This window comes from Streptomyces sp. NPDC033229 (assembly GCF_055576875.1).
Genome location: NZ_JBVIQR010000009.1, coordinates 116,700 through 135,576 on the forward strand (window position 1 = coordinate 116,700; position 18,877 = coordinate 135,576).

Below are 18,877 nucleotides of genomic sequence, written 5' to 3' on the forward strand. Positions count from 1 at the left end.
CCCTCGACCGGCGCCACCCGTCTCTCCCTCGGCGATGGCGAGACGGCCTCAACGATGGCTGCCGCTGTCGCTCGGTATCGCGTTCCACCTGGGCATCGCCGTACTGATGGGCCTGTGGAGTTTCGCCTTCGCCATGTGGGCGGGGCCCTTCCTCCTGAGGGACCATGGCTGCGATGCCAGACGTGTGCCGTTCACCCAGCACCACGAACAGTCCGGCGGAATCCATCGCGCGAGCAACACCGTGACGGGCACCGCATCGATGGGTGCGGCGGTAGACAACGACAAGAAGCTCCGCCCGCCAAGGGCCCGCCTGAATCTCCGGGAGCCGTCTCACCGTGTCCACCGAGTCCGAGATGGCCGCCACTGCCATCACGCCGCTGAGACCCGCACACGCCGAGGAAGTACTGGCGATCTACCAGGCGGGCATCGACGAAGGCAACGCCACCTTCGAGACGGCCGCCCCGACATGGGAGGCGTTCGACGCGGCGAAGCTCTCGGAACACCGGTTCGTCGCCCTCGACCCGGCCACCGGCCGGGTGCTGGGCTGGGTGGCCGTCTCCAAGGTCTCCGACCGGTGCGCGTACGCCGGGGTGGTCGATCACTCCGTCTACGTTCACCCCGACGCCCGGGGCCGGGGCGTCGCCCGGCTGCTGCTCGAGACACTGGCCGCCTCGACCGAAGCGGCCGGCATCTGGACGATCCAGTCCGGGATCTTCCCCGAGAACACCGCCAGCCTGGCCGTCCACCGGCGAGCGGGCTTTCGCGTGCTGGGCACCCGCGAACGCATCGGTCGCCACCACGGGGTGTGGCGGGACGTCCTCCTCATCGAGCGCCGCAGCCCCAAGATCAGCTGAGTCGGGGAAGAAGGCGATCTGGCTCGCCGGCGTGCGCGGCCAGGACATCACCGACGCGCGCGGCAAGCACCTGGAGATCATCGACCCGCCGCAGCCCGACCCCGACCGGATCACCGGCACGGGAGACGACGTCGACAAGCCCGGCACCTGGCGCCTGTTCCTGCAGTGACGGACCGGCGGCAAGCCGCACGCCGCCACGCTGACGCTCCGCGTCGGCTGATCCACCTACACGCGGGGCGTCGGCAGGCCGACGCCCCGCACGCCTTTTCCCCGCACTCTCGGCTGAGGTCGTACGCCCGCACCGACCGCCGCCCCTCATATACCCCCGGGGGTATCCGGTTCGCCTAGCCCGTCTTGCCGATCTCCGAGCCGGTACGGGCCTGCCGCCCCGCGCGCGACCCCTGCCTGACCAGCGGAAACCTATATCGACTGGGCATCGCCACACCCTCACGCCCGCATCCCCGAGGGGTTGCGGCCGATACCCCCCGGGGGTATAAATATCTCCGAGGGCGCCCACAGTGCCCCGCAGACAGACCAACCACCGGAGGCACTCATGTCCTGCTGCTCCCCCGACCACAGCTGCTCCACCTCCACCGCGGCGCGTGACGAGAAGACCGCGGGGCGCGTCACCACCGTCTACAAGGTCCAGGGCATGACCTGCGGCCACTGCGAGACCGCCGTCACCAAGGAGGTCACCGCCGTACCGGGTGTGACCGGCGTGAGCGTCGACGTCGCCGCGGGCCTGGTCACCGTCACGACCGCCGACGAGCCCGACGACGCCCGCCTCGCCGCCGCCGTCGACGAGGCGGGCTACGAGCTGACCGGCCGGGCCGAGAGCCTCTCCGCCCACTGATTCCCGGCCCGGCGGCGGAGCGCCCACGCCACCGCCGCCCGCCGGTAGAAGAACACCCCATCCGCGCACGAGGAGCATCATGAGCATCACCGCCCCTGCCTCAGCCGAAGTCGAGTTGGCGATCGGCGGCATGACCTGCGCCTCGTGCGCGGCTCGCATCGAGAAGAAGCTCAACCGCATGGACGGCGTGGAGGCCACGGTCAACTACGCGACGGAGAAGGCCAAGGTCGTCTTCGACGCCGGCGTCGAGGTGACCGACCTGATAGCCACGGTGGAGCAGACCGGCTACACCGCCGCCCTACCCCAGCCCCCGGCCGCCCCCGCCGGTGGCGCCGACGGCGCCGAGCCGGACCGGGGCGGCCCCGATGCCCTCGCGCCGCTGCGCCAGCGCCTCATCACCGCGGTCGTCCTGTCCGTACCGGTGATCGCCATGGCGATGGTGCCCGCGCTGCAGTTCACCAACTGGCAGTGGCTCTCCCTGACGCTGGCCGCCCCGGTCGTCGTCTACGGCGCCTGGCCCTTCCACAAGGCCGCGTTCACCAACCTGCGCCACGGTGCCGCCACCATGGACACCCTGGTCTCGGTCGGCACGTCGGCAGCGTTCCTCTGGTCCCTGTGGGCCCTGTTCTTCGGCACCGCCGGCATGGCCGGCATGGCCCACCCCTTCGAGTTCTCCCTGTCCCGGAGCGACGGCGGCGGCAACATCTACCTCGAAGCGGCCGCAGGTGTCACCGCGTTCATCCTGGCCGGACGCTACTTCGAGGCCCGCTCCAAGCGCCGAGCCGGCGCCGCGCTCAAGGCACTGATGGAGCTGGGCGCCAAGGACGTCACCGTGCTGCGCGACGGGCGCGAGGTTCGCATCCCCGTCTCCGAACTCACTGTCGGCGATACCTTCGTGGTCCGTCCGGGTGAGAAGGTCGCCACCGACGGCGTCGTCGAGCACGGCAGCTCGGCGGTCGACGCGAGCATGCTGACGGGTGAATCAGTCCCGGTCGAGGTGTCCGTCGGCGACGCGGTCACCGGCGCGACCGTCAACGCCGGGGGACGCCTGGTCGTCCGCGCCACCCGCGTCGGCTCCGACACCCAGCTCGCCCGCATGGCCCGTCTGGTGGAGGACGCCCAGAACGGCAAGGCCGCCGCCCAGCGCCTGGCCGACAAGATCTCCGCCGTCTTCGTCCCCGTCGTCATCGTCCTGGCCCTGGCCACCCTGGGCTTCTGGGTCGCCACCGGCGAAGGCTGGACCGCCGCCTTCACCGCGGCCGTCTCCGTCCTGATCATCGCCTGCCCCTGCGCCCTGGGCCTCGCCACCCCGACCGCTCTCATGGTCGGCACCGGACGCGGCGCCCAGCTCGGTGTACTGATCAAGGGCCCCGAAGTCCTGGAGTACACCCGCAAGGTCGACACGATCGTCCTCGACAAGACCGGCACCGTCACCACCGGCAAGATGACCCTCCTCGGCATCCACCTCGCCGAGAGCGAGACCGAGGACGAGGTACTGCGCCTGGCCGGCGCGCTGGAACACGCCTCCGAACACCCCATCGCCCAGGCCGTGGCCGCGGGCGCCGCCGAGAAGGTGGGCGACCTCCCGGCCCCGGAGGACTTCGCGAACCTCGCCGGTCTCGGCGTACAGGGCGTCGTCGAGGGTCACGCCGTTCTCGTCGGCCGCGAGAAGCTCCTCGACGAGTGGGTCATCGCACTGACCGACGAGCTGCGACAGGCAAAGGTGAGCGCCGAGGCAGCAGGGCGTACGGCGATCTGCGTAGCGTGGGACGGTCGGGCCCGTGCGGTCCTCGAGGTGGCCGACGCTGTCAAGCCCACCAGCGCCGAAGCCCTCACCCGGCTCCGCGCCCTCGGCCTGACGCCGATCCTGCTCACCGGCGACAACAAGGCCGTGGCCGAAGCCGTCGCCGCGGAGGTCGGCATCGCCCCGACCGAAGTGATCGCCGAAGTCATGCCCGAGGACAAGGTCGACGTCGTCAAGCGCCTCCAGGCCGAAGGCCGTTCGGTCGCCATGGTCGGTGACGGGGTCAACGACGCCGCGGCCCTCGCCCAGGCCGACCTCGGACTCGCCATGGGCACCGGCACCGACGCCGCCATCGAGGCCGGCGACTTGACCCTCGTACGAGGCGACCTCCTCGCCGCCGTCGACGCCATCCGCCTGGCCCGCAAGACGCTCGGCACCATCAAGTCCAACCTCTTCTGGGCCTTCGGCTACAACGTCGCCGCCCTCCCCCTCGCCGCCGCCGGACTGCTCAACCCGATGATCGCCGGAGCCGCGATGGCCTTCTCCTCCGTCTTCGTCGTCGGCAACAGCCTCCGCCTCCGCCGCTTCCGCAGCGCACACTGAGCCCCGCCGACCGGCTCACGTGCCGATGAACAGCACCCGCGGGTGCTGTTCATCGGCATGCGGCATGGCGATGGCCTTGTCGGTGTACGGGCCCGGCGGCGTAATCCCCGTACGGGCGGCGGCGGTAACGGGCCCGCCGGGCTTGCCGGGCGCGCCGCGAAGTCCTGGTCGAGCAGAACCGACATCCGGCAGGAACCGCACGGGCTGCGGGCGTGGCGGCGGCGGGCTGATCAGGTGCTGAGCAAGCGGTTGAAGAACGAGCGGTATCGCTGGAGCGCGACGCGCAGGTCTTCGGTCGCCACCTCCTCACCGCGATGCCATTGGCCTTCGAGCCCTTGCTTGTGGTCGGAGAAGGTCGTGGCCAGTGCCTGCATCGTCTCGGCGACGAGCCGGTCGGCCGCGTTGACGGCGTCCTGGGGGTCGTCGACGAAGTTGCTCTGGATCTTCTGCCACCGGGCGCGGAATTCCTTCTGTTCGTCGCCGAGCAGGGGCTCGTTCTCCTCGGCCAGTTCCGCTCCCCGGCGTTCGCCGGCGGATGTCCGGCCGACATATTCCTCCCGGCCCTCCCGGGCGATGGTGGTGGCCTCTCCGGGGAACTCCGGTGGGGCGCCCGGCGAGCCCGGCGCCTCGTATCCGGTGCCCTGCCGGGTAGCGGCCAGGTCGTCCGTGGACAGAGCGCCCTCGTCCGGCTGGGGTGTCTGTTGGTCGCGCATCTCTTCACTTCCGTCCGTCATAGGTTCCGGCCGGGCTCCGACTGGGCCCGCTCGTCGCACCCAAGTCGCCGGTGGCGGGCTCACGCCTGGCTCTCGCGCGGCCGGTCGCCGTTGTGGAGAAGCTCGTCGAACAGCGCGCGGTAGTGCACCATCGCGCCCCGCAGCTCCTCCGTGGTCGCCTGATGGCTGCTGCTGCGGTCGTTGATTTCGTGGGCGGCGCGGTAGTGCTCCAGGGTGCGCCCGTGTTCGACCGACAGGTCCTTCAGCTGCTGTTCGTATCCTTCGGTCGGATACCCGCGCTCGCTCATGAGGGTGGTCACGAGCCGGTCCGCCTCGTGGACCGCGTCGTCGGGCCGGTCGACGAACTGCTCCTGCACCCGGGTCCAGTCCTGGGCGTAACGGTCCCGGACCGGTGCCGGCAGCGGTTTGATGTCCAGCGCGTCATGGCGTTCCTGGCGCTCGCGCAGCTCACGCTCAGCCGCCCGGCGGCTGTCCTTGCCTTCCACGGTCCGCTCGTACTCCGGGCCGAACCGCTCCCGCAGCTTCCGGCGGCGCGCCGTGACCATCCACGCTGCTACCCCGCACACGAGCAGCACCAGCACGACGGCAATGATGATGACGATGAGGGACATTGGGTCCTCCGCTCGTAGCCGAGTGAGCCCTGTGCACTACGGCTGCCCCTGCCCACAGGTCCGAAACCGGGCGCGCACCAGGCGAGCCGGCACTGAACGCGGGTTGCCGCCCGGGGCCCACGTTCAGTGCCGCTCACCTCATAGAACAGGCGGCTCCGGCCATCGAGGCGGTGATCACGACTGCGGACATCGCTGTCCTCACTGGCTCGGCCCGTAAGCCGCTCCGCTTCGCTCCCGTCCACCCCTGAAGGCTCGTGCCCTCACCGGTGCCTGCCGGGTGGCGCCCACCCAAGTGGACACCACCCGGGGCGTACCGCAAGGGGCCCGGGCCAGGTGTGGATTATCGGTGGTTCCCGGCATACCGGCGTCCGCCGCCTTGGCGGCCACGACGGTGGCGGGCGAAACCCAGGATCCAGACGATCAGCACAACGGCCGCAGCGATCCACAGCAGGGGCACGACGAAGCCGAACCCCAACAGAGCCAGGGCCAGCAGAAGAAGGACGATCAACATGATCATGGCCGGGCCTCCGGATGAAGCCAGGGAGGATTCCCTGAGTTCCGCGGGGTCCGGGCGAAGTTGGACGGGGGCGTCGCCCGGAGGATGCCGGAGCGTCGTAGCCCTACGCCGTGGTGCCCAGTCAACGCCCGCCACCACTGCCTGTCAACGAGCCGGCGATACTGGCGCGTTCCGGCTCCGGAAACGCGACCGGCGGGGTTCGCGAGGGCCCTTCGTCGGCAGTCTCCGCCGGGTCGGCAGGCGGCAGGACGTGGTCCTCCCACCAGGACAGGCAGCCCGCGCAAGTACACCCCGGCTCCCGCCGACGGTGCGTAGCCCTCCAGCTTCTGTGCCTGACCCGGTCCGGAGCGGGCCGTCACAGCGCATCGCCCGAGACGGCGGGCATCGGAGCACCCGGCCGCCCGATGCCCCCGTGCACGAGGGAAGGCTGTGGTGCCGGAAGGCTGTCGGCGGCCCTTTCCGGACGAGGAGGTGACATGGCAGGGTCCGGGGGGCCGAGGAGCAAGGGGCCGGTGCCGGTGAGGGTGAGGATCCGGGTCAGCGTGGAAGGCGGGTGGTGCAGGCGCAGAGATCCGTTGGCCGCGATGGTTCGGTGTGCGGCGTCGAGGAAGGCGTTGAGGCCACTGCAGTCGCAGAAGGTGACAGGGGTGAGGTCGACGTCGATGGTGCGGATGCCCTCACACAGGCATCGCTCCAGCGCCGCGCTCACCAGGGGCGCCGAGACCTGGTCGATCTCACCGGCCAGGGTGATCAGCACCCGGTTGTTCCTGTCGCGCCGGTAGACGTTCAACATCTCAAGGGCAGGCATAGCGCCTCGGTTCAGGAGACCAGCCGGGGCAGCGCCAGGTGAGAATGCCAGGCTTCGGCACGTCCTGCTGTGCTCCCGGTTTCGTGACGTTCGGGCAAGCAGGCGAACAGCGGGCCCAGTGGCCCGAGTTCCAGGGCCGAGGGCCCCGCTGGCTCACCCCGGGGGTGCTCTGAGCGAAGGGACGAACAGTCCGCTCGCCACAGGCACCATGGGCCAAGAAACAGCATGCCGTCGGGGTCCGGGACGTCCACCCAGCAGCATAGCCCCGGTCCGGTCCAGGAAACGGCCGCAAGCCGACAAGTTTTCCACCGTCAGTCGGCCGCCAGTCGGCCGCCAAGTCCACAGTGGCTACTGCCCCATGACGTTGGGTCCCCTGGCCGACCGATTCCCCGGGGCAGGTCTCCTCGTCAGGGCCGGCACCGGTGCCGGCGAGCGGGATGACCGGGCCGGGCAGTGCCGTGGCTGCGACCACTGCCCGGCCCGGGGGCTTCAGTTCTGCGGTACGAGTGCGGGGTGCTCGTGCTCGCAGGCGTCGTCGATTCCGTAGGTGTCCCACGCGGGGAACGGGTCGGCGGCGGGGAGGCTTTCACCGTCCTGCATGAGGCAGTGCGCCAGGGCGGACCGGAGTTCCTCGCTGCGCAGGCCGGTGCCGATGAAGACCAGTTCCTGGCCCTGTGCGCTGCCCGCGCCCCGGGCTCCGGAGGGCTCGAAGCGGGCGACGGAACCAGCCTGCGACCACAGGCCGGTCACCCGGGGGCGGGTCGCCAGCCAGAAAAAACCCTTGGAGCGAAGGACCCGGCCGTAGGCCCCGCTGTCGAGGCCTACGGTGATGAACTCCCACAGGCGGTCCGGGTGGAACGGGACGTCGGAGCGGAAGACCGTGCTGGAGATGCCGTACTCCTCCGTCTCCGGGACGTGGTCCCCGTTGAGCTCCATGACCCAGCCCGGAGCCTGCTGCGCCCGCTCCAGGTCGAACAGCCCGGTCCCCAGGACGTCGCCGACGTCCACGCGCCCGCGGGTGGCGGTCACGATACGGGCCGGTGGATTGAGCCGGGTGAGGGTGGCGCGCAGCCGTTCGGCGCTGTCCGCGTCGACGAGGTCGAGTTTATTGAGCACGATGACGTCGGCGAATTCGATCTGGTCCATCAACAGGTCGCTGACGGTGCGCTCGTCGTCCTCGTACTGGTCGAGCCCGCGCTCGGCGAGCCCGTCCCCGCCTTCCAGCTCCGGCAGGAAGTTGGCGGCGTCGACGACCGTCACCATGGTGTCGAGGCGCGCCAGGTCGCCGAGGGTGCGCCGTCGTCGCGGGGGAAGGCGAAGGTCGCCGCCACGGGCATCGGTTCGGAGATGCCACTGGACTCGATGAGGAGGTGGTCGAAGCGGTCCTCGCGGGCGAGGCGGTCGACCTCCTCCAGCAGGTCGTCGCGCAGGGTGCAGCAGATGCACCCGTTGGTCATCTCGACCAGGCGCTCCTCGGTCCGCGACAAGGCGGCCTCGCCGCCGCGCACGAGCGCGGCGTCGATGTTGATCTCGCTCATGTCATTGACGATGACCGCGACGCGCAGGCCCTCGCGGTTGCTCAGCACGTGGTTGAGCAGGGTGGTCTTGCCTGCGCCGAGGAAGCCGGACAGGACGGTGACGGGCAGTCGTCCGCGCATGCCCGTCAGCCTTCGGGGCGCAGCAGACCGCGCTCGTAGGCCTTGACCAGGTGCTGCGGCACCAGATGGGCGACGCCGTCGAGGGTTACCGGCACGAGCTGCGGCGTGACGGCCTTCCACTGGGCGCGGCGGTGGCGGGTGTTGCTGCGGGACATCTTCCGCTTGGGAACGGCCATGGGTTCGGGGTCCTCTCCGGTCGGTGCGGGACCCGACGCTATATGAAAATGGATCCCATTACCAACTCTGCGGCTGTCGGGGCGTTGCTTGCGTTCAGGTGTCCGCTGGTCGCGAAGAGCATCTACTCCTGGTCGGCGGCGATCCACCAAGCGAGCTTCAACGACGCAAACGTGGGCGGCCTCGGCGGCTTCGGCGACCTCCTTCCGTTCGCGGCCATTCCGCCCTCGGGAGGCGGAGGCCACGGCAAGCTGCCCAGGAGCATCAAGAACGGTGCCCTCAACGGCGACCTCGACGTGATCGATGGACTCGTCCGTACGAGCAAGCCACCCCAGCCGGAGTTCGCTGTGCCCAACGAGCCCATCCAGCAGCAGTTTGCGCCGTCGTTTGCCCCTCAGGAGGTCCCTCAGGAGGCCTCTGAGCCGGGCTTTGGGCAGGGCAATTTCGACGTCCCTCATTAGCCCGCCAGTAGTGACAAAAGGGCCGCTGACCTGCGGATATGCAGGTCAGCGGCCCTCGCTGCAGACAGCCGACAGACGAGTCGACAATGGCCGGGTTCCACCTCGGGACCCTCGCTGGAACCGTCCTCGGGTCACGAGCGGATCCACAGCCGGATCGCGGCGAGGGTGACCGTGCCGTGAGAGACGTAAGCTCTCGCGTCATATCTGATGGCCTGATGGCCAAGCCGGGTCCTCGACACCGCGACCGCCCCGCGACCACAAGCCGACACAACATCAGAAAGGCCGTTTCCTCAAACGAGGAAACGGCCTCCGACCTGCGAAAATCGCTGGTCGGGACGACAGGATTTGAACCTGCGACCCCTTGACCCCCAGTCAAGTGCGCTACCAAGCTGCGCCACGTCCCGATGCTCAACCGGCCCGGGCTTTCGCCCTCGCCGACCGCGCATGAGAACAATACCGCACTTCAGCCGGTGGTCGCGCACGGCTTTCGCGAGGCTCTGACCTCGGGTGGAGGCCGGTCCGGGGCTTCGCCCGAGCATGATCGGGACCGGTGGGCCGGTGGAGATGAGTAGCCGTACTCATGCGCCCGGGGTCAGGGCGCGGACACGCTACGCACATGAGCACTCCATCGATACAGCGGCCGACGACCAATGCCTTCTTTGTGCAGGCCGCGCTCTCCTTCGGGTTGTCCCTGGTCGCGCTGGCCGTGGGGATCGCGAAGCTGCCCGTGGGGGCGTGGGAGCGGGCGTTTCTGGGGCTGGGGCTGATCTTCGTGGTGTCCTCCGCGTTCACGCTGGCCAAGTGCGTGCGGGACCGGCAGGAGGTCGAGGAGGTGACCAACCGGGTGGACAAGGCGCGGATCGACAAGCTGCTCATCGAGCAGGACGTCTTCAAGGCCGGAGGCATCTGAGGGGCCGCGCAGGCCGCGAAGGCCCGCGGCATCCAGTCCACCCCATACCTCACCCCTCGTCCCCCTCATCCGCCTCCGCCCCCTCCGCCCCGCCGTGCGCGTCGACGACCGAGCGGGGCGCGGCCTGCCGCCAGGCGTCGAGGAGGATCGCGCGCAGCTCCGCGGTGTCCTCGATCGCGGCGAGGCGGACCCGTAGCCAGTCGTAGTTGTCGTCGTGACCCGGGCGGACGAAGAACTTCTCCGGCTCCGTCGCGATCAGCTCCGCCCGCTCCTCAAGCGGACACTTCACGCCCAGCGAGGCGTCGTCGTCCGCCAGTGCGGCGAAGATCTTTCCGCCGGTCTTCCCGCCCTTTACGGCCTTCCCGACCGCCCCGCCCACCCGGAACGTGGGCATCCCCCAGGCGAGCCTCTCCGTCGCCTCCGGCAGGGAGAGCGCGATCGCGCGGACGTCTTCGGCAGTGACCATGATCGTCCCTCTCCCTCCGGCGGCCGGCGGCCGACGGCCCGGCTCCTCGGCTCGCCTCGACGCGGATACGAACGACCGTAGCCCCCGGCACTCACACCCGCACCGGTGACAGCCCCGGAGCCACGCGCGGTGTTGACCTTGGACCGGTGCGCCGTGCAAGTATCAAGCGTCTCGTTTTTCGGCTCCCGCACCGCGCAACTCCCCCGCACCAGGAGGACAGTTGGACACCACCGGCCCGGCGGACGCTACCCCCTCCGCCCTCACCCGGCGCAGATTCCTGCAGGCCACGGCCGGTACCGCCGCCGTGGCCGGCGCGGCCGTCGCGCTTCCCGTGGACGCGGTGGCCGCCGCGCCCGGTCTCGCGTCCCGCGAGGCCGCCACGCGCAAGGTCACCCTCTCCTTCACCGCCGCCACGAACGGCTCGGCGTCGCTGTCCCCCGCCGGTGACCGGCTGGTCGCCGAGGTGCAGAACGTCCTGTGGTCCGTTCCCCGCGCAGGCGGCGAGGCCGTGGCCATCACCCCGACCGACCTCGAGCCCACCCGCCCGGTGCACTCCCCGGACGGCAAGCACCTCGCGGTCTGCGCCTACCGGGGCGGCGGCTTCCACCTGTGGACGTGCCGCGCCGACGGCTCCGGGCTCCGGCAGCTCACGGACGGTCCCTGGGACGACCGGGGGCCGTCGTGGTCGCCGGACGGGACCCGGATCGCCTTCGCCTCCGAGCGGGGCGGGGACCCGGTGACGGGCAGCCCGTACCGCGTGTGGGTGATCGATGTCCGTACCGGTGCGCTCACCCGGGTCACCGGGCTGTCCGGGCAGGAGGGGCCCGCGCAGGACGGGGCCTGGGAGGACTTCGACCCCGTCTGGTCGCCGGACGGGGCCCGGCTGCTCTTCGTCCGCGCCAAGGTCGCCGGGGCGGCGCTGGAGGCCCGGACGGTCGCCTCCGTGCCGTCCGACGGGCAGGGGCCGGTACGGGTCGAGCACGTCGAGAGCGCCGCGGCGCAGGTGATGACGCCGGCCGTGTCACCGGCCGGAAAGCTGGCCTATCTGCGGACGACGGCCGCGCCCACCGCCTCCTGTGTGCTCGTGGTGGACGGGGCCGTGGTCGCGGTGGACGGGGACGTGGAGCCGGTTCCGCCGCGGTGGGTGTCGCGCGACGAGCTGCTGCTGACGGTGAGCGGTCAGTTCCGGATCATCCGCCCCGCACTGCCCGGGGCGAGGTTCACGGCCGACACCATCGCCTTCACCGCTCCCCTGCCCGTCGACCGCCCCCGCTACCGCGGCAAGCGGTACGACTTCGAGGGCGGCGTCGTGCGCCGGGTCCGGGCGGTGCACCTGCCGGCGCTGTCGCCGGACGCCCGGCAGGTGGTCTTCGCCGCGCTCAACTCCCTCTGGGTGGCCGACGTCTCCGGTGGCCGGGCGCCGCGTCGCGTGGTGCGGACGGACCCCACGCGCTATCTGCTGGCCCCGACCTGGACACACGACGGGCGGGCGCTGGTCTATACCGACGACCGCGGCGGGCTGCCTGCCGTGCGCCGACACGATCTCGCCTCCGGCAAGGAGACCGTGCTGGCCGACGGCGGGCGCGCGTATCCGGCGCTCTCGCCGGACGGCGAGCGGCTGGCCTGCCTCGACCTCTCCGGCAACCTCCTCGTGCGCGACCTCGCCGCCGGTACGGAGCGGGTACTGGCAGCGCCCATGGGCGGCGGCGGGCTGCCCGGGCGGCCCAGCTGGTCGCCCGACGGCCGCTATGTCGCCTTCTGCGACCGCAACCGCCTCAACCAACGATTCCGTGAGGGCTACAACCTGATCCGGGTCGTCGACACCACCACCGGCACCGCCCGGCTGCACCCCGTCGCCCCGCACACCTCGATCGCCGACCGCTACGACTCGGGCCCCGTCTGGTCGCCCGACGGCCGGCTGATGGCGGTGATCGTGGAGTCCGCTCTGTGGCTGCTGCCCGTACGGCCCGACGGGACCCCGGACGGCGAGGCCCACCGGATCACCGACGAGGCCGCCGACCACCCCTCGTGGTCCGCGGACTCGCGCCGGCTGCTCTACCTATCGGCCGGGCGGCTGCGGCTGCTCGACGTCACAGGCGGCAAGGCGAACGGTTCGGCGCGCACCGTCCCCGTCGCGCTCGACTACCGCCGTCTCACACCCGCCGACACCGTCGTTCGGGCCGGGAAGTTCTGGGACGGCACGGGCAAGGCCGTCCGCGAGGACGTCGACATCGTCGTACGGGGCGGGCGCATCGCCGCCGTCGAGCCGCACCGGGCGCGGCGGGCGGCGCTGCGCACCGTCGACGCGTCGCGGCGTACCGTGATCCCGGGGCTGTGGGACACCCACACGCACCCCTACCAGAACACCTACGGCGGTCGGCAGACGGCGCTGCAGCTGGCCTACGGGATCACTACCGCCGTCTCCTTCGGCGGCTTCGCCTACGAGCAGGCCCGGATCCGGGAGGCCGTCGCGGCGGGCGAGCTCGCCGGGCCGCGGCTGCTGGCCACCGGTGAGCTGCTGGACGGGGCCCGGGTGGCGTACAGCATGGGGCGCGCGCACCGTACCGAGGAGGGCCTGCGCCGGTCGCTGACCCGTGCCGCCGCGCTGGACTGGGACTTCGTCAAGACGTATGTCCGGGCGCCGGGTTGGGTGATGGCGGAGGCGGCGCGGTTCGCGCACGAGCGGCTCGGCGTGCGGGCCGGCAGCCATCTGTGCTCGCCGGGCGTTCAGCTCGGGCAGGACCTGACGACGCATCTCCAGGCCACACAGCGGCTGGAGTTCGGGCATGCCACGACCGCCGCCGGGCACGCCTATCAGGACCTGACGGAGATCTACACCGCCACGGACTTCCATCTGGTCGCCACGATGTTCACGTCCGTTCCCCTGCTGGGTGACGACCCGGACCTGGCGAAGGATCCCCGGGTCACCCGCTTGATGCCGCCGTGGGACCTCGCGGTCGTCCGGCAGACGGCGGCGGCCCGGCCGACGGCCGACCAGCTGGCGACGCTGGAGCGTGAGATCGGGGTCTACCGGCGGGTGCTGGCCGGCGGCGGGATCGTGGCGCTGGGCACGGACGCCCCGCTGGTGCCGGTCGGGCTCTCCCTGCACCTGGGGCTGCGTGCCCTGCACCGCTTCGGGCTGTCGGCGGCCCAGGCGCTGAGCACCGCGACGGTGCTGCCCGCGCGGGCGCTCGGCGCGGAGCGGGATCTGGGCACGCTGGAGGTCGGCAAGTTCGCCGACGTGACGGTGATCGACGGCGATCCGTTCACGGACTTCGACTCGCTCGTCCGCACGGAGTCGGTGCTGCGTGGCGGGGTGCCCTTCGAGCAGGCGAGGCTGGTCGGCGCGTACGAGCCGACGGGGATCCCGGCCCCCCGCGCGGGGGTGCGGCAGGAGGACTGGCTCGCGGTGGGGCGGCAGCTGCGCCGTGACTCGTGCTGTGACATGGACGCGCTCTGACCCAGGCGTGTCCCGGGGCCGCCCGCGCACCCTCGGTGGAGGGTGCGCGGGTCCGCCGGCTACTCGTTGATCTCGTACGAGTCGCCGTAGACCTTCCACTTCAGCGGCGGCTTGAGGTCGAAGTTGCCGTTGTTGAGGAAGACGCGCTGGGCGGTGTCGACACGGCTGGTGTCGCTGTGCGCCTCCTCGCTCTGCATGGCCTTCTTGCGGGCGTCGAGGAAGGCGCCCAGATAGGTCTTCTCGTCGCCGCCCTGCGCCGGGGGCTTGGCCTTGGCCAGTGCGGCCTTGCGGATGCCGCCGAAGCTGTCCTTGCCGCTGCCGGGGCCGTGCATGACGATCGCGTCGTAGTAGGCGAACTGGCCGAGTGCGCGCAGGCCGTCGGCCTTGGCCTGCTTGACCGCCGGGTCGAAGTAGACGCGGTCGCGCTCGGACTCCTGGGCGTCCTGGAAGGCCTTGTGCTGGGCGGCCTTCTTCCAGGCGTCCTCGAAGGGCTTGCCGAGGCCGGCGTGCGAGTCGCTGCCGTTGACCTTGCGCAGGGCGGGGAGGTACTTGGCGAGCGGGTTGTCGGGCTTCTGCTTGGTGTACCGCTCGACGAGGTCGAGCATGTCGCCGGTGCCGGAACAGAAGCCGATGATGCCGGCAGTGTAGCCGCGGCCGTCGTCTATGTCCTCGATGTAGGTGAACTGGGCACGCCAGTCGAGCGAGGAGTTCTCCGCGCTCGACACCAGCCGCATGGCCATGTCCTTCTTGTACGGGTCGTTCAGGTCGGTGCCCGCCGCCAGGGTGTGGAAAGTGGCCCGGGGAGCGGGGGCGGAGGCGGGGGAGGTCGCGGTGGCGGACGCCTGGTCGACCCCGGTGAGCATCAGGGCGGTGGGGATCGCGGCGGCCAGGCCCACGAGGGCGAGACGGCCGGACACAGGAATCCTCTTCGAGGTGCGCGCGGGCATGCGGAGCTCCGTTTCCCGATCAGGCTGTTAGGAAGCTTTCCTAACCATCGGCGCCATTGAAGCGGCCCTTCCGCGCGCACCACAAGAGGCTCGTACGCATCCTGGTGAAATACCGCCACCCGCCCGCCCGCCGCCGACCGGCCCGCCACCGACCGGCCCGCTACGCCTGCAGAATGACCTCGGCGTCGTCCTCGGCACCGTTCGCGGCGCCGTCCCCGATCTCGGCCCAGCCGCCCGCCGGTCGCACCGCGACCGCGCGCCACCAGGGATCGACCGCCAGTCCGGCGGCGGGCTCGAACGGCTGTCCGGGACGGGGGGTGACCACCGCCGCTCCGGCGCGGTGCGCCGCGGCGAGCGTCCCCTCGGCGGGCTCCTCCCAGGGGTGCGGAGCGAGATTGAACGTCCCCCAGTGGATCGGCAGCATGATCCCGCGGGGCACACCGCCCTGCAGGTCGAGGTGGGCGCGCATGCCCTCCTCGGGGGTCATGTGGATGTCCGGCCAGAATTCGCTGTACGCGCCGATCTGCACCATCGTGACGTCGAAGGGCCCGTACTGGGCGCCGATCTCCGCGAAGCCCGGGAAGTAACCGGTGTCACCGCTGTGGAAGATCCGGTGCTCGGGGCCGGTGACCACCCAGGAGGCCCACAGCGTGTGCTGGGTGTTGCGCAGCCCCCGGCCGCAGAAGTGCCGGGCGGGGGTGGCGGTGAGCGTGAGGCCCTCGACGACCTGGGTCGACTCGTGCCAGTCGAGTTCGGTCACCCGGTCGGCGCGCACCCCCCAGTGTTCGAGGTGGGCGCCGACGCCGAGCGGTACGACGAAGCGCGTACCGGCCCGGGCCAGGGCCTTGACCGTCGGCAGGTCCAGGTGGTCGTAGTGGTCATGGGAGATGATCACCGCGTCGACCGGCCCGATCTCGGCCAGCGGCACCGGCACCGGGTGCAGGCGCTTGGGCCCCACGAAGTCGAACGGCGAGCAGCGCTCGCCCCACACCGGGTCGAACAGCAGTCGGCGGCCGTCGATCTCGGCGAGGACGCTGGAGTGGCCCATCCAGGTGATGCGCAGCCCGGAGGCGGCCGGGTCCGCGAGGTCGGCGATGGTCGTGGGGTGCACGGGCACCGGCCCGGCGGGGGCTCTGCGGACGCGCTCGTCCTTGCGGAAGTAGGTGGGCAGGAACTTCAGCATGGAGCCGGACGGCGTCCGGTCGGCCGCCACCGGATTGACGAACCGGCCGTCGGCGAAGTGCGGCGACCGCCGGATGCGCGCCATCCGCTCCCCGGAGGGATCCGCCCCGAAGGCGGCCGGGCGCAGCGAGTCGAGCGGTGAGCTGTGCGGTCGGGAGCCGGTCACGGCACCTCCAAGGCGATGGGGGCGCCCCCGTGCCGTGCGGGCCACGGGGGAGGGCAGGTCCCCCCATTATCGGCCCGAGCGGCCGGAGCACACGGTGATCCATCCCACTGCCGGGCCGCTGAGCTGCGCGTACACCGGGACGTCACCGCCCGGGCCCACCCCCGTTGACGTACGGGCCCGGACGGCGGCGTCCATGTCGGCCGGGAATCCACTGTGCAGGCTCGGCGTCCGGCGCGCACGTCAATTTTTCGGCGCGCGCCCGCCGTGGAGGGCGTTCGCTGCCGCACGGGGGCGATCACAGTCCGCTGACGCGCAGGGTGATGTTGAGCCGCCCGGTCAGGCCCAGGCCGGGCGGCGCGGTGCCCGGCCTGGTGCGGGGAACGCCGTGGTAGGCGAGCCGGGAGGGGCCGCCGAAGACGAAGAGATCACCGCTGCGCAGCTCGACATCGGTCCAGGGCCGGGTCCGGCCGCCCGGGTGCCCGAACCGGAAGACGCAGGTGTCGCCGAGGCTGAGTGAGACGACCGGTGCGTCGGACTTCTCGTCGCCGTCCCGGTGCAGGCCCATGTGCGAGCCCGCCGCGTAGAAGTTCACGAGCGCGATGTCGTACTCCGCCGGCGCCGCCTTCGGTCCGTAGGCGCGCGCCACCGCCGCCCGGGCCAGCTCGCCCAGCCGGTCCGGGAAGGGTTTGACGGGTGAGCCGTCGCCGTCGACGACGGTCCGGGCGTAGCCGTAGGGGAACCAGTGCCAGCCCAGGCAGAACGACCGTACGGACATCTCGCCGCCGCTGGGCATCCGCACGGTCCGCAGGCCCGCCGGGGGTTTCGCCCACTGCCGGCATTCGGCCAGCAGGCGGCGCTGGGCTGCCTCGTCCAGCCAGCCGGGGATGTGCACGGCGCCCGGGGCGATCTCGGCGGCGGGGCGGGGGAGCAGCTCGTCGTGCATGTCCCCCAGCGTAGGCCGGGGTCCGTGGCGGCCCGGGAAAAGATTTTTCCCCTCTTCCCCGCCCGGATGTCACGAACGGGCCCGGCCCGTCCGTCGTACGGGCAGAGGCGACCGTGGAAGCGGCCGCCACCGGACGACACCCGCGACGACACCGCAGCGACCACCGGAGGTACCCGACATGGCCCGCATCTCCCTCAACCCGCCCCGCACCCCGCTGATCCGCCTGCTCCAGTGGTACTCCCGGCGGGCTTACGGCAAGGTCCTCGACCCGCTGATGGCCTACGGCCACCACCGCCGGGTGCTGATCGGCACGTCCCGCTTCGAGCTGTCGGTGGCCCGCTGGAAGAAGCTCGACCCCGGCCTGAAGGCCCTCGCGGTGATGGCGTCGGCGTCGGCCATCGGCTGCTCGTGGTGCATGGACTTCGGCTACTGGGAGAACCGCAGGCACGGCATGACGCACGAGAAGCTGCACGATGTGCCCCGGTGGCGGGAGAGCGAGGTCTACACCCCGCTAGAGCGGGACGTCATGGAGTACGCCGAGGCGATGACCGCGACCCCGCCGACGGTCGAGGACGACCTGGCCGCGCGGCTGCGGCAGCACCTCGGCGACGAGGGGCTGGTCGAGCTGACCGCGATGGTCGCGGTCGAGAACCTCCGCTCACGCGTCAACGCGGCTTTCGGGCTGGCCGGCCAGGGGTTCAAGGACAGCTGCGACATCCCGGCGCGGGATTCCCGCTAGGGCCTGGTCGGCGGTGTCCTCAAACGCCGGACAGGCTGATATCGGCTGGGCTCAGCCAGAACCAGCCCGTCCGGCGATTGAGGACGCGCCCGCAGGGCGCCCGCCGCCGCAGGCGGCACAGCGGTCGGCAGACCCTAGGCCTTCCGCCCGACTCCCCCGTAAAAGATGGTGTTGCTGAGCTCCTCGGCGCCCGGCACCGGCCCGTCCGGGCGCCACAGCGGTACCCGGACCAGTCCGGGGTCGAGGAGAGCGAATTCGCCGAAGAGCGGGGCGATCTCGGCGCGTCCGCGCAGGTTCAAGGTGGCGGTGGCGTTCTTGTAGACGTCGAGGACGCCGTCCCGGGCCACCTCGTCCGTGCGGCCCGCCTCGTACGCCTCGTAGGGTTCGCCGGTGGCGTGGGAGAGCACGAGGCAGCTGCCGGAGGGCAGCGCCTCGGCGAAGGCGGCGACGATGCCCGCCGGGTCCTCCTCGTCCTTGACGAAGTGCAGGACGGCGACGAGCAGCAGGGCCACCGGCCGGTCGAAGTCGATGAGTGCGCGGACCACGGGGTCGGCGAGGATCGCCCGGGGGTCGCGGACGTCGCCGAGGGCGAATCCGGCGTCCCCCGCGTTCGTCAGCTTCGCCCCGGCGTGGGTGGCGACGATCGGGTCGTTGTCGACGTAGGCCACCTTGACGTCCGGCGCCGTCTCCCGGGCCACCTCGTGGGTGTTGGGCGAGGTGGGTATGCCCGTGCCGACGTCGATGATCTGGCGGATGCCGCCGCCCACCACCTCCCGTACGGCACGGCGCAGGAAGGCGCGGTTCGCGCGGGCGGAGAGGCGGACCTGGGGGTGGGCCTCGATGACGCGCTCGGCGGCCTGCCGGTCGACCTCGTAGTTGTCCCAGCCGTCGAGGTAGTAGTCGTACATCCGGGCCGGGTGCGGCCTGCTGGTGTCGATCTGGTCGGCCGTGAATCCCTGCTCGCTCACGCGGTTGTTCCCTTCGGTACGCATGACCTTCGGTGCCCGTTGTGCCGGTCGCCGCCCCGCCGCGTTCACCGGCGGGGCC

The 18,877-nt window shown here is 71.4% G+C and carries 18 protein-coding genes, 1 tRNA gene and 1 pseudogene; 8 read left to right on the forward strand and 12 right to left on the reverse strand.

The window, feature by feature from the left end:
- The first annotated feature begins 353 nt into the window (after positions 1–353).
- The 4 genes from ACZ53N_RS11105 to ACZ53N_RS11120 all read left to right on the forward strand — a co-directional run bounded on the left by ACZ53N_RS11105 (position 354) and on the right by ACZ53N_RS11120 (position 4,054).
- Entirely contained in the window at positions 354–854 is a 501-nt protein-coding gene (locus ACZ53N_RS11105) for a GNAT family N-acetyltransferase (protein WP_469140685.1), read from the forward strand.
- 31 nt (positions 855–885) lie between these two features.
- Complete coding sequence (locus tag ACZ53N_RS11110; RefSeq protein ID WP_469140621.1) at positions 886–1,023, forward strand: hypothetical protein; 138 nt, start codon at positions 886–888, stop codon at positions 1,021–1,023.
- 384 nt (positions 1,024–1,407) lie between these two features.
- Complete coding sequence (locus ACZ53N_RS11115; RefSeq protein ID WP_469140622.1) at positions 1,408–1,707, forward strand: heavy-metal-associated domain-containing protein; 300 nt, start codon at positions 1,408–1,410, stop codon at positions 1,705–1,707.
- Positions 1,708–1,786: 79 nt separating this feature from the next.
- Complete coding sequence (locus tag ACZ53N_RS11120) at positions 1,787–4,054, forward strand: heavy metal translocating P-type ATPase (RefSeq protein ID WP_469140623.1); 2,268 nt, start codon at positions 1,787–1,789, stop codon at positions 4,052–4,054.
- Positions 4,055–4,284: 230 nt separating this feature from the next.
- Here the strand turns inward: ACZ53N_RS11120 and ACZ53N_RS11125 are convergent, their stop codons facing one another.
- The 6 genes and pseudogenes from ACZ53N_RS11125 to rpmF form a co-directional block, all read right to left on the reverse strand.
- A complete protein-coding gene (locus ACZ53N_RS11125) occupies positions 4,285–4,767 on the reverse strand; it encodes a hypothetical protein (RefSeq protein WP_469140624.1) in 483 nt (160 codons plus the stop codon).
- Between the two features lie 80 nt (positions 4,768–4,847).
- Positions 4,848–5,399: a hypothetical protein gene (locus tag ACZ53N_RS11130; protein WP_469140625.1), complete on the reverse strand. Its 552-nt coding sequence runs from the start codon at positions 5,397–5,399 to the stop codon at positions 4,848–4,850.
- Between the two features lie 340 nt (positions 5,400–5,739).
- Complete coding sequence (locus ACZ53N_RS11135) at positions 5,740–5,916, reverse strand: hydrophobic protein (RefSeq protein ID WP_469140626.1); 177 nt, start codon at positions 5,914–5,916, stop codon at positions 5,740–5,742.
- 355 nt (positions 5,917–6,271) lie between these two features.
- On the reverse strand, positions 6,272–6,724 hold the full coding sequence (locus ACZ53N_RS11140) for an STAS domain-containing protein (RefSeq protein WP_469140627.1): 453 nt from the start codon (positions 6,722–6,724) through the stop codon (positions 6,272–6,274).
- Positions 6,725–7,213: 489 nt separating this feature from the next.
- Positions 7,214–8,382 (reverse strand): annotated as a pseudogene (locus ACZ53N_RS11145) (GTP-binding protein).
- A 5-nt stretch (positions 8,383–8,387) separates the two neighbouring features.
- Positions 8,388–8,558 carry a 50S ribosomal protein L32 gene (gene rpmF, locus ACZ53N_RS11150; RefSeq protein ID WP_370417666.1) on the reverse strand — a complete coding sequence of 57 codons (171 nt, stop codon included), beginning with the start codon at positions 8,556–8,558 and terminating at the stop codon, positions 8,388–8,390.
- 48 nt (positions 8,559–8,606) lie between these two features.
- On the opposite strand from rpmF, the gene ACZ53N_RS11155 reads away from it, so the two are divergent.
- Complete coding sequence (locus ACZ53N_RS11155; RefSeq protein WP_469140628.1) at positions 8,607–9,017, forward strand: hypothetical protein; 411 nt, start codon at positions 8,607–8,609, stop codon at positions 9,015–9,017.
- Positions 9,018–9,344: 327 nt separating this feature from the next.
- Here the strand turns inward: ACZ53N_RS11155 and ACZ53N_RS11160 are convergent.
- Positions 9,345–9,421 (reverse strand) — tRNA-Pro (locus ACZ53N_RS11160).
- A 212-nt stretch (positions 9,422–9,633) separates the two neighbouring features.
- Here ACZ53N_RS11160 and ACZ53N_RS11165 point away from each other — a divergent pair.
- Positions 9,634–9,927, forward strand: a complete 294-nt coding sequence (locus ACZ53N_RS11165; RefSeq protein WP_469140629.1) for a YiaA/YiaB family inner membrane protein — start codon at positions 9,634–9,636, stop codon at positions 9,925–9,927.
- A gap of 49 nt (positions 9,928–9,976) precedes the next feature.
- Here ACZ53N_RS11165 and ACZ53N_RS11170 read toward each other — a convergent pair whose 3' ends face one another.
- Positions 9,977–10,393 (reverse strand): MmcQ/YjbR family DNA-binding protein, encoded by a 417-nt coding sequence (locus ACZ53N_RS11170; RefSeq protein ID WP_469140630.1) that lies wholly within the window; start codon positions 10,391–10,393, stop codon positions 9,977–9,979.
- 220 nt (positions 10,394–10,613) lie between these two features.
- Here ACZ53N_RS11170 and ACZ53N_RS11175 point away from each other — a divergent pair, with 220 nt between their 5' ends.
- Positions 10,614–13,853: an amidohydrolase family protein gene (locus ACZ53N_RS11175; RefSeq protein ID WP_469140631.1), complete on the forward strand. Its 3,240-nt coding sequence runs from the start codon at positions 10,614–10,616 to the stop codon at positions 13,851–13,853.
- A gap of 59 nt (positions 13,854–13,912) precedes the next feature.
- Here ACZ53N_RS11175 and ACZ53N_RS11180 read toward each other — a convergent pair whose 3' ends face one another.
- The 3 genes from ACZ53N_RS11180 to ACZ53N_RS11190 form a co-directional block, all read right to left on the reverse strand.
- Positions 13,913–14,800 carry a chitosanase gene (locus ACZ53N_RS11180; RefSeq protein ID WP_469140632.1) on the reverse strand — a complete coding sequence of 296 codons (888 nt, stop codon included), beginning with the start codon at positions 14,798–14,800 and terminating at the stop codon, positions 13,913–13,915.
- 160 nt (positions 14,801–14,960) lie between these two features.
- A complete protein-coding gene (locus ACZ53N_RS11185) occupies positions 14,961–16,148 on the reverse strand; it encodes an MBL fold metallo-hydrolase (protein WP_469140633.1) in 1,188 nt (395 codons plus the stop codon).
- 295 nt (positions 16,149–16,443) lie between these two features.
- On the reverse strand, positions 16,444–17,091 hold the full coding sequence (locus tag ACZ53N_RS11190; RefSeq protein WP_469140634.1) for an alpha-ketoglutarate-dependent dioxygenase AlkB family protein: 648 nt from the start codon (positions 17,089–17,091) through the stop codon (positions 16,444–16,446).
- A gap of 178 nt (positions 17,092–17,269) precedes the next feature.
- Here ACZ53N_RS11190 and ACZ53N_RS11195 point away from each other — a divergent pair, with 178 nt between their 5' ends.
- Positions 17,270–17,830: a carboxymuconolactone decarboxylase family protein gene (locus ACZ53N_RS11195; RefSeq protein WP_469140635.1), complete on the forward strand. Its 561-nt coding sequence runs from the start codon at positions 17,270–17,272 to the stop codon at positions 17,828–17,830.
- A gap of 134 nt (positions 17,831–17,964) precedes the next feature.
- Here the strand turns inward: ACZ53N_RS11195 and ACZ53N_RS11200 are convergent, their stop codons facing one another.
- A complete protein-coding gene (locus tag ACZ53N_RS11200; protein ID WP_469140636.1) occupies positions 17,965–18,822 on the reverse strand; it encodes an SAM-dependent methyltransferase in 858 nt (285 codons plus the stop codon).
- Positions 18,823–18,877: the final 55 nt, after the last annotated feature.